General features: G+C 45.9%; 14 protein-coding genes. 7 read left to right on the top strand and 7 right to left on the bottom strand.

Annotation, left to right across the window (positions count from 1 at the left end; translation table 11 throughout):
* The first annotated feature begins 57 nt into the window (after positions 1–57).
* From ABR189_RS22735 to ABR189_RS22715, 5 genes are all read left to right on the top strand, one after another.
* Complete coding sequence (locus ABR189_RS22735; RefSeq protein WP_354662786.1) at positions 58–501, top strand: DUF4890 domain-containing protein; 444 nt, start codon at positions 58–60, stop codon at positions 499–501.
* Positions 502–1,833, top strand: coding sequence for a glycerate kinase type-2 family protein (locus ABR189_RS22730; RefSeq protein WP_354662785.1), 1,332 nt, complete (start codon positions 502–504; stop codon positions 1,831–1,833).
* A gap of 296 nt (positions 1,834–2,129) precedes the next feature.
* A complete protein-coding gene (gene uxuA, locus ABR189_RS22725; RefSeq protein WP_354662784.1) occupies positions 2,130–3,308 on the top strand; it encodes a mannonate dehydratase in 1,179 nt (392 codons plus the stop codon).
* 214 nt (positions 3,309–3,522) lie between these two features.
* Positions 3,523–3,804: a type II toxin-antitoxin system TacA family antitoxin gene (locus ABR189_RS22720; RefSeq protein WP_354662783.1), complete on the top strand. Its 282-nt coding sequence runs from the start codon at positions 3,523–3,525 to the stop codon at positions 3,802–3,804.
* Positions 3,801–4,295: a GNAT family N-acetyltransferase gene (locus ABR189_RS22715; RefSeq protein WP_354662782.1), complete on the top strand. Its 495-nt coding sequence runs from the start codon at positions 3,801–3,803 to the stop codon at positions 4,293–4,295. Before ABR189_RS22720 ends, ABR189_RS22715 begins: the two co-directional genes overlap by 4 nt.
* A gap of 79 nt (positions 4,296–4,374) precedes the next feature.
* On the opposite strand, the gene ABR189_RS22710 is transcribed toward ABR189_RS22715, so the two are convergent.
* Genes ABR189_RS22710 through ABR189_RS22700 form a run of 3 tightly spaced genes read right to left on the bottom strand, consistent with a single transcriptional unit; the run spans position 4,375 to position 8,466 of the window.
* Positions 4,375–5,784 carry a TolC family protein gene (locus tag ABR189_RS22710; protein ID WP_354662781.1) on the bottom strand — a complete coding sequence of 470 codons (1,410 nt, stop codon included), beginning with the start codon at positions 5,782–5,784 and terminating at the stop codon, positions 4,375–4,377.
* Between the two features lie 53 nt (positions 5,785–5,837).
* A complete protein-coding gene (locus ABR189_RS22705) occupies positions 5,838–7,418 on the bottom strand; it encodes a DHA2 family efflux MFS transporter permease subunit (RefSeq protein ID WP_354662780.1) in 1,581 nt (526 codons plus the stop codon).
* 4 nt (positions 7,419–7,422) lie between these two features.
* Positions 7,423–8,466, bottom strand: a complete 1,044-nt coding sequence (locus ABR189_RS22700) for an HlyD family secretion protein (RefSeq protein ID WP_354662779.1) — start codon at positions 8,464–8,466, stop codon at positions 7,423–7,425.
* 160 nt (positions 8,467–8,626) lie between these two features.
* On the opposite strand from ABR189_RS22700, the gene ABR189_RS22695 reads away from it, so the two are divergent.
* Together ABR189_RS22695 and ABR189_RS22690 are read left to right on the top strand one after the other, a co-directional pair.
* Entirely contained in the window at positions 8,627–9,100 is a 474-nt protein-coding gene (locus tag ABR189_RS22695; protein WP_354662778.1) for a MarR family winged helix-turn-helix transcriptional regulator, read from the top strand.
* Between the two features lie 164 nt (positions 9,101–9,264).
* Entirely contained in the window at positions 9,265–10,572 is a 1,308-nt protein-coding gene (locus tag ABR189_RS22690; RefSeq protein ID WP_354662777.1) for a hypothetical protein, read from the top strand.
* Positions 10,573–10,750: 178 nt separating this feature from the next.
* Here ABR189_RS22690 and ABR189_RS22685 read toward each other — a convergent pair whose 3' ends face one another.
* From ABR189_RS22685 to ABR189_RS22670, 4 genes are all read right to left on the bottom strand, one after another.
* Positions 10,751–10,987: a hypothetical protein gene (locus ABR189_RS22685; protein ID WP_354662776.1), complete on the bottom strand. Its 237-nt coding sequence runs from the start codon at positions 10,985–10,987 to the stop codon at positions 10,751–10,753.
* A gap of 146 nt (positions 10,988–11,133) precedes the next feature.
* Entirely contained in the window at positions 11,134–11,697 is a 564-nt protein-coding gene (locus ABR189_RS22680; protein ID WP_354662775.1) for a helix-turn-helix domain-containing protein, read from the bottom strand.
* Complete coding sequence (locus ABR189_RS22675) at positions 11,697–12,026, bottom strand: type II toxin-antitoxin system HigB family toxin (protein ID WP_354662774.1); 330 nt, start codon at positions 12,024–12,026, stop codon at positions 11,697–11,699. Before ABR189_RS22675 ends, ABR189_RS22680 begins: the two co-directional genes overlap by 1 nt.
* An 84-nt stretch (positions 12,027–12,110) precedes the next feature.
* Positions 12,111–13,523, bottom strand: coding sequence for a glucoamylase family protein (locus ABR189_RS22670; protein ID WP_354662773.1), 1,413 nt, complete (start codon positions 13,521–13,523; stop codon positions 12,111–12,113).
* Positions 13,524–13,628: the final 105 nt, after the last annotated feature.

Here is a 13,628-nt window from a genome sequence, read left to right as displayed (position 1 = left end):
TGAATGGTACTAAACTTGCAGTAATACCATCGATCATATACCAGAACACCTAACTTTATGATGATGAAAACAATGCTGAAACAAACCCATTTATGGTTGTTATGCCTGCTGATAGGATTTACGATCTCCGGTCATGCACAGGCAAAAGACAGTACAGACAAAAGAGCCCGCTGGAGTGCTGCCGACCGTGCTGATAAAATGGGGGATAAACTCAACCGCCAGCTGAGCCTCAACCAACAGCAAAACCAGGACATCTATAAAATCAATAAAGATATCATCGAACGCATGGATGCGGCCAGAAATAACAAAAGCCTGGACAACAAAGGTCGCATGCGCCAGATCAAACAACTCAATGAAGAACGCAGCCAGCGGTTCAAAAGTGTATTAACCGCCTCCCAGTATAAGAAATGGAACGACTGGGAAATGAAAAAGAAAGAACACCTGGAACAGAAGATGGACAAAAAACATGAGCGGAAGGAAGCTAAAAAGAATGCCGAATAAATGTCTGATGTAACAGGTGCCGCTACCGCCCATGCCACTGCCATTTTCCTGGAAGGAGTGTCAGCCGTTCACCCGGCTGCGCTGATGCATAAAAATGTACAGCCTGTTCCGGGAGGCATTCAGATAGCCGGTACCTTCTTCCCCCTGGCTCCCGGTGCCAAAATAGGTATTATCGGTGCCGGCAAAGCCGTGGCTGCCATGGCACAAGCACTCGAAAATATCCTGTCGGATTATCCGTTATATGGCCTGGTTATCACCAAATATGACCATACTTTACCTTTACAACATATTGAGATCATCGCTGCAGCCCACCCGGTACCGGATGCCCAGGGAGTAGCTGCTACCCGGCGATTGCTCCACCTGGCAGATAACCGTGCTCCGCAGGACCTGCTGCTCTTCCTCTTATCCGGCGGTGCTTCGGCCCTGCTGGCAGACTATCCGGAAGGCTCCAGCCTGGAAGAAGTACAACGCCTGTTTGAACTGCTGCTGAAAAGTGGTGCAGACATCCACGAGATGAATACCGTACGCAAGCATGTATCAGGTATCAAAGGTGGCCAGCTGGCAAAAAAAATCTATCCGGCTACACTATGTACCCTGATATTAAGCGACGTACCTGGGAATGACCCGCATGTGATCGGCTCCGGCCCTACTGTTCCCGACCCATCCACCTTTGCAGATACCCTGACGATACTGGAACGCTATGCACTGGTACCACAAATCCCCCCGGCTTTGCTGGAACATCTCCGGAAAGGACTGGCAGGCGCCATCCCCGAAACACCTAAACCCGGAGATCCGCATTTTTCCCATACACATAATTACCTTACCGGCACCAATACCCTGTCCCTGGAAGCTGCGGCCCATAAAGCCCGCCAACTGGGCTATCATACCGAAATACTCACGGATACGGCTACCGGCGATGCCGCCACACTGGGGCGACAGCTGGCACAACAGGCGATTGACTGGCAAGGCCCTACACCGGCCTGCCTGCTTATTGGCGGGGAAAGTACCGTGCAGGTAACCGGCACCGGCCTGGGTGGTCGCAACCAGCAACTGGCCCTGGCAGCAGGCCCTCTGTTACAGGCCTACCCTCATATTACCCTGCTAAGCGGAGGCACAGATGGTACCGACGGCCCCACAGATGCTGCCGGCGCCGTGGTAAATGCTGCTATCATGCAACAGGCAACTGCCCTACACCTCGATGCGCAAGCTTATCTCCGGAACAATGATGCCTACCACTTCTTCGAAGCTGCCGGCGGCCTGCTGAAAACCGGTCCCACCCAAACAAATGTGATGGATATTGTGGTGGTAATAATAGAAGCTGTTAGCTTTTAGCTTTTAGCTCAATGCAGCGGGTAAAAAAAGCTGCTGGCTTCGAGCTATCATGTTTTCTTGTTTTGACCAGTGATGGGTTTCCATCTGCTTATACACTACTATATTCCCCTTCTTATAACAAAACACAATGGCTAACTGCTAACTGCTAATAGCCAATAGCTCTCAAACAAAACACAATGGCTAAAAGCTAATAGCTAATAGCTAATAGCTCAAAAATATTATTTGTATATGTGAGAAGAGATTCTATTTTTGGGGTTTGGAAGCAGACAAAATTCAGATCTAAAAGCAATCAGAGTATGTTGAGAATGGAACAAACATGGCGTTGGTTTGGCCCCAAGGATCCGGTAAGCCTGCAGGATATCAGACAAGCAGGTGCCACGGGTATTGTAACGGCACTACACCATATAGCCAATGGCGTGGTATGGACGAAAGAAGAGATTTTAAAACGCAAGGCTGTCATTGAAGCAGCCGGACTTACCTGGTCAGTCGTAGAAAGCGTACCCGTACACGAAGATATCAAAACACAAAGCGGCCGCTTTAAAGAATATATCCAGCATTACCAGCAAAGTATCCGCAACCTGGGCGCCTGTGGTATCCGTACGGTTACATACAACTTTATGCCGGTGCTCGACTGGACCCGTACCGACCTGGCCTATACCCTGGAAGATGGTTCCAAAGCGCTGCGATTTGAAAAAGCAGCTTTCATGGCATTTGACCTCTTTATGCTGGAAAGACCCGGTGCCGAAAATGATTACGATCCTATCGATATTGCGAGGGCAAAAGAGCATTTTGACAGCATGACGGCGGCTGAGAAAATGCAACTCCAGCAAAATATCATTGCCGGCCTGCCCGGCTCCGAAGAAAGCTTTACCCTGCAACAATTCCAGGCTGCCCTGGATAAATATAAAGGCATTGATGCTACCCAGCTCAAATTACACCTGTTCTATTTCCTCCAGCAGATAGCTCCGGTAGCGGAAGAGGCAGGTGTTAAACTGGCGATCCATCCGGATGATCCTCCGTTTCCTATCCTGGGCCTGCCCAGGGTGGTGAGTACAGAACAGGATGCACGCGAACTGCTTGCAGCTGCACCCTATGCGTCCAATGGCCTGTGCTTTTGCACCGGCTCCTATGGCGCACGTGCGGATAACGACCTGCCCGGCATGATTGAACGCCTGGGTGATCATATTCATTTTTTGCACCTGCGCAGCACACAACGCGACAACCTCGGCAATTTCCATGAGGCGGCGCACCTGGAAGGTGATGTAGATATGTATGCAGTAGTCAAAAATATCCTGGGCGTAATGGCTAAACGCGGTGCGTCCATTCCTATGCGGCCGGATCATGGCCACCAGATGCTGGACGACCTCCACAAAAAAACAAACCCCGGATACAGTGCTATCGGACGCCTGCGCGGACTGGCAGAATTACGCGGACTCGAAATGGGGATTGTGAGGGCCTCCCATACCGGTAAATGAAAGTCAAGCTTTAAAGCTACTCCTTCGAGAGTCTTTAAGGTGGGAATCAGAAACACGCGCTTACTGGAAAGCAAAGTCCAGCACTTTTCCGAAAAATAAATTAACAACGGGCTGACCATACGGTCAGCCCGTTTTGTTCTCAAAAGTGCCTCATTATTATATTTGTACGGAAAATTTCCGTACATTTGCAGTATCACTTTAAAACTTTAATACTATGAAAGCAGCAACCATGACAAGGTTTGATACCAGGTTGTCGGCTGAAATGAAAGGATTCCTGGAGCAGGCAGCCGCATTAGGTGGATTTAAAACCTTATCCGAATTTGTTATCTATTCCGCAAAGCTCCAGGCTGAAAAAATTGTCGATAAACATAATGCCATCATTGCTTCAACAAAAGATCAGGAAATTTTCTTTGATGCAATTACCAATCCGGGCAAACCTAATAAGAAATTAAAAAGTGCCGCAGAACGCTATAACAAAATGATTAAAGGGGCATGAGTTATTTAACCGTTCAGCTAAACACCAACCATAAAAAGAAAGATTTTGATTGTGGGAAACCCCTTCTCAATAGTTATTTATACTATCAGGCCAAACAGGATGTAAAGAAAAGATTATCTGCCTGTTTCATTCTGGAAGATAAGGACAACTATATTAAAGGGTACTACACCTTATCCAGCTCATCCATAAATAAAGCATTAGTTCCCGGGGATATTCTGAAAAAAATGCCCCCTGCCTACCACCATCTTCCTGTTACCTTATTGGGCCGGCTGGCGGTTGACAACTCTTATAAAGGGCAGGGGCTGGGCGAATTGATATTATTAGACGCCCTTAAAAGAAGCTTTGAAAATTCATTAACTATTGGCTCAATTGCAGTAGTCGTTAATCCATTAGATGAGGATGCCATAAAATTCTATGCAAAGTATGGCTTCATTCTTTTACCAGATAGCGGTAAAATGTTTATCCCAATGGAAACTATTGCTGCTTTATAATATTTCAGCTCATAAAAAAATGATCCCCGGCTATACACACTTGCCGGGGATCTCCACACACACTACGAAAACAAAAAGCCTATTTCCAAAACTGGTTGCCAGTCAGATGTAATAATGCCAATCCTGCTATTGACAGCTGATATTGTGATGCTACCTTCGATAATTGCGCCTCCAGCTGGGAAGTTTGCGCATTCTGCAAATCCAGAAAAGTGATCACCCCATTCCTGTACCTCGACTGTGCCAGCTGCAAGGCTCTTTCTGCCTGCTGCAACAACGCTTCCGAGGTGATCAGCTTTTCCCTGCTGGTTTGTATATCTGCATTGGCTTCCGCAATATCTTTTTGCAGGTTATCCGTTACCTCCTGCGTATGCAGCTTAGCTACCGCTATCTGCTGAGCAGCAATATTTTCCTGTATATGCAGTTTCTTTCCATGAAAAATGGGCACCGACAAAGTAACCCCTGCGCTGTAGTTATACTTTAAGGCACCCAGCTGGGGCAGGTAGCCGTTCTTAAATCCTGTACCAGCATCCAGGAACAAAGAAGGCATATACTGTGTTTTAGCCGTTTTTAATGCCAGCGCTGCTACCTTCTCCTGTTCCAGGGCTGTTCTGATAGCTGCGTTACTGTTGGCCACATCTGCACTCCCGGTAATGTTTTCCGGTGCTGCCGGCCAGTTAAAGTCTGCTTTTACCACGCCGGACGCAGCAGCTCCGGTGAGGTATTGTAAAATAGCTACCTGTTTCTTTAGTTGGTTCTCAAAGTCGATCTTCTTATTACGGTAGCTTTCCAGTTTTACCTTCGTATTCAACAGGTCCAGATCTATCGCATCTCCATGTTTTAATTTCTGACTCACGATCTTTTCCGTTTCTTCCAATAGTTGGATGTTGGCATCCTGTACGCCTATATTCTGATTTACAAATGCGATGTTCAGGTATACATTGGCTACCTGGTAAGCCAGCGTTTCCCTGGCTTCTTCCGTTTGTAGCTGGAGCAGGTTTTGTGCAGCGATAGATTCATTCACGGCACCACCGGACTTACCAAAGTCGAGCAGCAGCTGCCGTCCGCTGACACCGATATTATAGTTCTCTGCCGGAAAAGCCTGGAAGGTAGCATCACTACCTGGTAAGGCTATCTTGGAAACGGGGTACAGATGGTTATATCCTGCTGATCCGTTGATATCCGGCATACGGCTGGTTTTAGTCAGCTGCGTTTTATCTGCTGCTATTTTTTGCTGTACATACAATGATTTGAGCTGTGCATAATGCCCGAAAGATTGCTGTATCATTTCCAGTAAGTCGGATGGCACTGCCTGCGCAGTAATTTCTATAGGCGTATCCGTACTCACGGATGCAGTGCTTTGTTCCTGTTGTGCCGGTGTACTTGCTGTGACTGGCGTAGCAGGCATTTCCATCAGCATGGCCTGTTGTGCGTGCACTCCGGTGGTGGCCAGCATACCTGCTATTAAAAATGTAAGTATTATCTTTTTCATGATCTGATCTTTGTAATAAAATAGATGAGCATGTTCCTGCTCACCGGCATGTATTAATGCGCATGCTCCGCAGCTTCTTTCATAGCGGCTGCACTCAGGCTCCGCGTTTTAACAAAAAACATCAGGGGCAGTACGCAGATGAAGAAAATACCTACCAACCGGAATGCATCCAGGTAAGTAAGCACATAGGCGTGCTTGTTCACCAGTCCTTCCAGCATCGTTAATCCACTCTGGTGTGCCTGCGCAGCGGTCATCCCTCCTTTTGCCACCATACCGGCTGCATATTGCTGCACCCTTTCTGTGGCAATCGGATTATCTGTTGTTACATAGTTGAGTAATTGCATCCGGTGCTCCTGATATTGCCGGGCCACATAAGTGTTCATAAAAGCAATACCGAACGACCCACCCAGCTGCCGCATCATATTATTGACTGCGATCCCCTGCGGCATTTCCAGCGGTGTTAATCCGGACACGGCCTGATTGGTCAGCGGTACGCTCAGCATCGCCGCCCCTAATCCGCGCAATAATAATGGCAGGAAAAAGAAGGTAACGCCCGCATCTCCGCTGGCAAAAGACATCCAGAAACAAAAGAAGGCAAACAGCGTAAAACCTGTTGTAATCAGGTATTTGGGAGGTACGCCCCTTTGGATGGCTTTCCCTACCAGCGGCATCATCACAGCGGCCATGATAGCACCGGGAAATAAGGATTCACCGGTAAGCGTAGGGGTATATCCCATGATCCGCTGCATCCATACCGGGTATACGAACATGGAACAATACATCCCTACCCCCATGATAAATGTAAGGATGGTGGTAATCGCCAGCGTCCGGTTTTTCAGCACTTTCAGGTTCACTGCCGGATGATCTGTTTTTAATTCCCACCAGAGAAATCCTACAAAGGATACAATAGCCGCCACCGTTAATACCACAATATGTTTTGCGGCAAACCAGTCTTCCGTTTGTCCTCTTTCCAGGATGTACTGTAAGGCGCCTACCCATACGATCAGCAGGGCGATCCCGATGTAATCGATCTTAATGGCCTTGCGGTCTATGTTATATTCATGTGGTTGTTTCTCAATAAAAGTATATACCAGGAAAGCAGCAATGATCCCTACGGGTACGTTGATATCAAAGATGAACGACCAGTGGAAGTTGTCTACAATATACCCGCCCAGTGTAGGCCCGATGGTAGGACCAATGATCACGCCCATACCGAATAAGGCAGAAGCTTTGGGCCTTTCAGACACTTCAAAGGCATCAAAGAGGATGGCCTGTGAAGTGGATAACAGCGCACCGCCGCCTACCCCCTGGATAAAGCGCCAGGCCACCAGCTCCCACAACCCGTTGGCGTTGCCGCACATAAAGGAGGCGAAGGTGAAAAGTATAATGGATCCCAGGTAGTAGTTCTTCCGGCCAAAATAAGAAGCCAGGAACCCCGTCATGGGAATAATGATCACGTTGGCAATAGCGTAGGCCGTCACAATCCAGGAAGCATCCTCAATAGTGGCGCCCAGGTTGCCGCTGATCTGCGACAAGGCTACATTGACGATCGTGGTATCTATCAGCTCCAGCATGGTAGCTGATATCACGGTAGTGACAATGACAAATTTTGCAAACCCTTTTGGCGTAGCCATCTGATTAATATTTTAAAGCCACGTCCACACTTAAACCGGCACGCAGGATATTGAGGTATTCTCCTACATTGTCTATGCTGATCTTCACGGGTACCCGCTGTACTATTTTCACAAAATTGCCGGTCGCATTATCCGGAGGAAGCAGGGAGAATTTAGCACCGGTGGCGCGGGAAATATCGCTTACACGCCCTTTGATGTGCAGGTCGGGATAACTGTCTACCGCTATCTCTGCTTCCTGTCCTACTTTAATATTTTCCAGCTGTGTTTCTTTAAAATTGGCCACTACATAAAAGCCTTTGTCATCCACAATCGTAAATAGTGCTTGTCCGGCCTGTACATACTGTCCGGGTTCTACATTCTTTTTACCGATGCGGCCATTGATATTGGCAAACAGGGAGGTGTAGGATAATTTCAGTCTGGCCTGGTCGAGCATGGCTTTTTTGCTGGCTACGATGGCTTCCTGTTTTTTAATAGTGGTACCAGCTACTTCTATGCTGGACTGTGCCAGGCTGATCTGATTTTGTGCCGCCAGGTATTCTTTGTTGTGGGTAAGACTCCCGGCTTTGGTATCGTCCAGCTGGCGATTGGTGATAGCCTGATCATTAAAGAGGCTTTGATCTCTCCGCAGGTCGGCATCCGCTTTGTCCTTTTTTACCAGGGCTACCTGCGCATTAGCCTGTACCAGGCGGAGATTAGCACCTGCGTTCAGCTGCGAGGCTTTTGCTGATAACAGGTCGGCCAGGGCCTGCTGATAATCTGCTTCTGCCTGCTGTACGGCTATTTTATATTCCTCTGCGTCAATATTGACCAGGGTATCCCCCTTTTTCACCTGCCCGTAATCCTGTACGTTTACCAGGTCTACATAACCTGCTACCCGGGCTATTACGGGGGCAGAAAAGCCCTCTACCTGGGCGTTGTCTGTTGTTTCATGATGACGGGCATAATTCCACTGACGGAAGCCAAAAATGCCTCCCAGTACTAATATGATGAGAAAGATGATCCGGACCATTAACCTGCCCTTTTGGGGCGCTGTCTTCGTTGTTTCCATTGTAAAAGTGTGTATTTCGGACGCAAAGGTAAACCAGGTTTACCAAATAGACAAACTAGTTGACTATTTTTAATTTTTTTTTAATTTTGTATTATTACCGGGATACAGGGTAGTACTTTCCTGGACTATACCGGTCAAATAGCTTAAACCATTGATAATCATGAGCAATCCAACAGATTTAAAGTTACAGGCATGTATGCAGAAGCGTCCACGGAGTCTGCTCCGTTTGCTAAGCATTACAAAAAAGGACCTGGATTGGCGGCTCACCGAGAAATTACAGGAAAGAGGATACCCTGATTTTAAACTGGGAGATATGGTTTTGTTAGCCAATATCCAGCCGGAGGGTACCATCAACAACGACCTGGCTAAAAAGGCCCGGATTTCCAAACAGGCCATGAGTAAAGTGGTCAAAAACCTGGAAGCAGCAGGTTATATCCTCACGCGGAAACATGAAAAGGACAACCGTGCAGTGGTCATATTCCTGAGTGAAAAAGGTAAAAAACTGATGATCACCGTATCTGAATGTGTAGATGAGATCCAGGAAGTATATGTGAGCGTAATCGGGGAAGCAGAAAATGAAGCACTGAAGAATACATTAATAAAACTGATCACGGCCCTGCACCCGGAGATTTAGGAACGTGGCTGTTCACCGCCGGAGCGGCATTTATCTTATTTCAAATACATACTGTCACTATATCTCACCGTTAGCTATGTATATAACTTATGGTCTTTAAATACTATGATTATCCATAACTTAGTAGTAGCAAAGACCCGGCATTACACCCAAGCAACTTGCATATGTTATCTGACAGACTCTTACATAACGACCAGGAATATATAGACGGACTGCTTGAAAACTCGCCTGCCATTATTGAAGACATTTACCGGCGGCATGCCCCCAAAGCAAAAAGATTCATTCTACAGCAAAATGGTACCCCCAAAGATGCAGCACATCTTTTTGAAGAAACATTGCTGGACCTTTACTACTATGCCCGTTACCGGTCGTTCGACCTGCAATCTCCTTTTGAACCTTTTCTGCAATTGCTCTGCAAACGCAAATGGGTGCAGGCACTGGAAAAAAAAGGACAACGGATGCCAGGGCTGGAGCAGGAAGAGGTGCTGGTGATCAGCAGTACCAATATGCAGGACATCACCAATATTGTTAAGGAAGGAGATAAACGACGGGAAATATACCATAGCTATCTGCAACAGGACCAGGAATGCCAGGACTTGCTGCGCTGGTCGCTCAGCGATCTGATACCGGCAGATATTGCGGCCAAAGCCAATATTCCGGAAGCACAGCTCCACCATAAAAGAGCGGCCTGTATGGCAATGGTGATCAAACAATTGCCAGGTGCCCAACAAATGAGTCAGGTGCCGGATCATGATTATGAGCTGGCCGACAAGCTTGTTACCCACGATATTTCAGATGCCGAACGTGAGCCATTCGAAGCCCGTGCCAAAAACACGCCGCTCACCGGCGAAATGCTGCGACGCTACGCCATCGTGTTTAAACTGCTGCAACAGGAACTATGGGCTGGCAGCACCCGCGATGGCCTGCTGCAAACATTACTGGAAAACCGTACGGCCTGGTTTTCGCTGAAAGATCACACGCCGTCGCCCATACGTAAATGGGTGATCATGGCGGCAGTAGTGGCGATATGTTTATCAGGGCTCCTGTTTCTCAGCCCCTGGTCCAAAAATATATACCGGCAATTTGCGCCTACTAAAATGCTGCACGAAGATGATCCTAACCTCGCTACCGAACAACTGCTGGACCGTGCAGAGGCTTACTTCAACACCCGGTATTTCAATAAAGCCGTTCCCCTGCTTACACAGGTACTCACAAAAGATTCTACGAATACCAATGCAAGATATTACCGCGGTGTATGCCTGGTAGAGCTGGACCAGCAAGATGCTGCCCGCCGCGATCTGCTCACCATCTACGAAGGCAAATCTGCGCTGCAATATGACGCCGTTTTTTATATCGCCCTCAGCTATCTCAAACAAGGCAACAAACAGCTATGCCTGGAATGGCTGCTGAAAATACCGGAAAATGCCAGCATCTACCTGAAAGTGCAGAAGCTCGTGGGAGAGTTGAGATAAGCTGTTAGCTGTTGGCTATTAGCTTTTAGCCACGCAAAGCTTGCTGAACGATAAACTGTGAATTGATAAGCACTGCTAGCTGCATAACTTCCTAAGCTATGTGCTATAAGTCCAGCATATGAGCTGATTATAACGAACAAAAGCTAACAGCTAAAAGCCAACAGCTAAAAGCTACGTATTACGCTGCATATCCTAATCCTCCTGAGCGGATAATACTTTCCGCTTCATTTTTAATGAGTTCATACACAGCGGGCTGCTCTTTTTTGATCAGCACCAGTTGTTGCAATATCAGGTAATAGATTTCACCACTGTTACAGCCAGTGATCTGTGCGGTTAAAATATCCTGCTTTACTTGTTGATAGCCGGCAATATCCAGCTTCTGGTAAACATGGTATAGGTCATTCATCCAGTTCATAAAACTCTAAATTTTCATAGGCAGTCTAAAAATAGTAATAATATTAACAAAAACAAATATCTGTAAAAGGTATTAACATACTTATCAACAGCAATCGTATTTCTTATACAAAGTGCTTTAAATATCTCAAAGGTGTGAAAGACATGCTACGATGCAAGAAAGAGTTGCGCCTTCACTTCATTCAGTTTAGGCTTATTAATTTCTTCAATTGTTGCACTAATCCTATCTATCTTATCTATTGGGAGAAATTTAGGAATTAATGTCTCAATATCTATTTTGAATATCTTGCTAATAATAACAAGATCCTGAAGCGTAAAAGGTTTAATTCCATTAATTAGTTCAGACATATGAGTTTTGCTCTTATGTCCAAGCAACAACCCTAATTCCTCCTGCGTTAAATTAAAATCTTTCAATTTATGCTGAATCGCCTTTTTTCTTTTTTCAAGAAATACCCTTTCTTTCTCAGCAATCAATTCAGCTTGATCACTTTGATATATCAATTCATTTCCCACAGCATTCTCATCACTCCAAACCCGATTCTCATATACTTTAATTAAATCTCTCAATTTAGTTCGCAAATTCTTAAAATGAACGCTTGTTTTTGCAAGCAGACGCAACTTACGATCAGCAACCATTGCCCGCTCATAATCTAATTCATTCCTTATAGAACCAGACTCAATAAGCTTTTCAATATCCATATGCGTTTTCATTATTCTATATAACCATTTTGTCTAAGCCACCTTTCAATTGTTGACTTATTGTTTTTAAAAGTTCGTTCATATTCATCATGAGATCCAACCCATATTATAGTCGCTTCTCCTTCATCATCAAAGTCTACTAACACTAAAGAACGGTGAATATTAATGTTAAAAAAGTAAAAGCCATCGTTATGAACACAGTCAGCATCCTTTCGTATATCACCTAACTTAAAATGCGTTGGCTTAAACTCCTCCAGATCCTTCAAAAGTTTGTCAATTTCATCACAAAGAAATTTATTGCCTTTATTCTTTCTTTTAAGTTTAACAAGAAATTGGGGCATTATCTGATGGGTTAAAACAATACAATGTGTAAATGAAATTGTGTAATTCATATTACCTCAAACAAATTAAGTCAACCAGCCTCCTCACGCTTTTATAGCCGGACTGGTAAATCCCAGTTTTTGCAAGCCTTGTTTTACTTCCGGGCAGGACATAAATAATTTCCAGAGGAGGCCGGTGCGGTAGTTCTCTATCATTACCACAATAGGACCCTGGTCGATGGCCAGGTATTGATGATCGTACCAATTGCTGGTTTCGCTGAAGGCATCATAAAAACCATATTCTCCCCATAGTTTATCACCTACTTTATTATAAAAATATTTCAGCGCCTGCATGGAATATTCCGGTGTATAAGGGAAAGAGGATAATGCAGCAGTAGGCGTAATCACGCCGAGGTCGTTTGCAGGAGAATGTGCACTATAGAATTCATGGTTATCGCTGGCGGTAAGCCCCCAGCAATCGGCGCTGTAGCCTTTGTATTTTTTTGGGTTTTCTATACAGTACTGCCGGTTGATCAGCGTATGATTTTTATTCTGTTCCCAGTAATCGGCATAACGGTCTTTCAGTCCGTGGGGATCTAGTCCCAGAAAAGAGTAATGGGCAAAGAACAGGGGCCCCCCATAATCAAATCCCAGGGGCAAGGTAATGCCATAAAAAGTCTTTCCGTTAAAAAAGGTATTGCTCATAGCCCATCCCTGATGATATACCTGCGGACTGATGGCAAACTTCGGCGATGCCGCTGCGAGCACATAGGTGATCAGGCATTCATTATATCCTTTGATGGGATGGTTCATGCTCCAGCCGTTATTGGGCGACCAGTGCCAGTACAACACGTCCTGCCCTCCGCGGGTAAACCAGTCCCATTCCGCATCATTCCATAGCCAGCCGATCTTGTCGCGCAGCTCATTTTCTTTGGGTGTATCCTTTGAAAAATATTGCCGTACGCACAGCAATCCCTGAAACATAAACGCAGATTCCACAATATCTGCCCCATCATCCTTCCGGCTAAAAGCAATGGTTTTGCCGGTGGTACCATCCAGCCAATGCGCCCACATCCCGTGATAGCTATCTGCCTTTACCAGGAAGTTCACTATTTTCAGCAGCCGGTCTACCCCTTCTTCCCGTGTGATAAACCCTCTTTCAATACCTACCAGTATGACCATCACCCCAAATCCAGATCCTCCGATCGTTACCACATTAGGTGTTGCTGTACGCTCCGGTGCTAACCCCGATACGGGATGTCCAAACTTCCAGAAATAATTAAACGTACGGTGCTGTACGGCTGTTAACAAAGCTGAATCTCCCAACGGCGCCGCTTTGCGCTGCGCCATGGTGGGCAGGGAGCAGAGCAAACATAAAGCTATTAGCTGTTGGCTTTTAGCTATTAGCTGTTGTGTTTTGCTGAAAAAGCGAAAGATTGATTTAATAGCTATTAGCAGTTGGCTATTAACTGTCAGGTATTGTGTTTTGCTGAAAAAGCGAAAATCAATTTTAATCATTGAACGATGATTTAAAAGAACATAACATGGTGCTAAAAGGTAGTCGCCAACAGCTAATCCCTCTATAACAAAACACAATAGCTAATAGCCAATAGCTAATAGCCA

Source organism: Chitinophaga sp. H8 (assembly GCF_040567655.1).
GTDB classification, from domain to species: Bacteria; Bacteroidota; Bacteroidia; order Chitinophagales; family Chitinophagaceae; genus Chitinophaga; species Chitinophaga defluvii.
This window is presented reverse-complemented; position numbering and strand designations above follow the sequence as displayed.

Bases quoted from the DNA above. Each gene is read 5' to 3' on its own strand.
- ABR189_RS22735 (WP_354662786.1), top strand. From the start codon at position 58: ATGATGATGAAAACAATGCTGAAACAAACCCATTTATGGTTGTTATGC.
- ABR189_RS22730 (WP_354662785.1), top strand. From the start codon at position 502: ATGTCTGATGTAACAGGTGCCGCTACCGCCCATGCCACTGCCATTTTC.
- uxuA (WP_354662784.1), top strand. From the start codon at position 2,130: ATGTTGAGAATGGAACAAACATGGCGTTGGTTTGGCCCCAAGGATCCG.
- ABR189_RS22720 (WP_354662783.1), top strand. From the start codon at position 3,523: ATGAAAGCAGCAACCATGACAAGGTTTGATACCAGGTTGTCGGCTGAA.
- ABR189_RS22715 (WP_354662782.1), top strand. From the start codon at position 3,801: ATGAGTTATTTAACCGTTCAGCTAAACACCAACCATAAAAAGAAAGAT.
- ABR189_RS22710 (WP_354662781.1), bottom strand. From the start codon at position 5,784: ATGAAAAAGATAATACTTACATTTTTAATAGCAGGTATGCTGGCCACC.
- ABR189_RS22705 (WP_354662780.1), bottom strand. From the start codon at position 7,418: ATGGCTACGCCAAAAGGGTTTGCAAAATTTGTCATTGTCACTACCGTG.
- ABR189_RS22700 (WP_354662779.1), bottom strand. From the start codon at position 8,466: ATGGAAACAACGAAGACAGCGCCCCAAAAGGGCAGGTTAATGGTCCGG.
- ABR189_RS22695 (WP_354662778.1), top strand. From the start codon at position 8,627: ATGAGCAATCCAACAGATTTAAAGTTACAGGCATGTATGCAGAAGCGT.
- ABR189_RS22690 (WP_354662777.1), top strand. From the start codon at position 9,265: ATGTTATCTGACAGACTCTTACATAACGACCAGGAATATATAGACGGA.
- ABR189_RS22685 (WP_354662776.1), bottom strand. From the start codon at position 10,987: ATGAACTGGATGAATGACCTATACCATGTTTACCAGAAGCTGGATATT.
- ABR189_RS22680 (WP_354662775.1), bottom strand. From the start codon at position 11,697: ATGAAAACGCATATGGATATTGAAAAGCTTATTGAGTCTGGTTCTATA.
- ABR189_RS22675 (WP_354662774.1), bottom strand. From the start codon at position 12,026: ATGCCCCAATTTCTTGTTAAACTTAAAAGAAAGAATAAAGGCAATAAA.
- ABR189_RS22670 (WP_354662773.1), bottom strand. From the start codon at position 13,523: ATGATTAAAATTGATTTTCGCTTTTTCAGCAAAACACAATACCTGACA.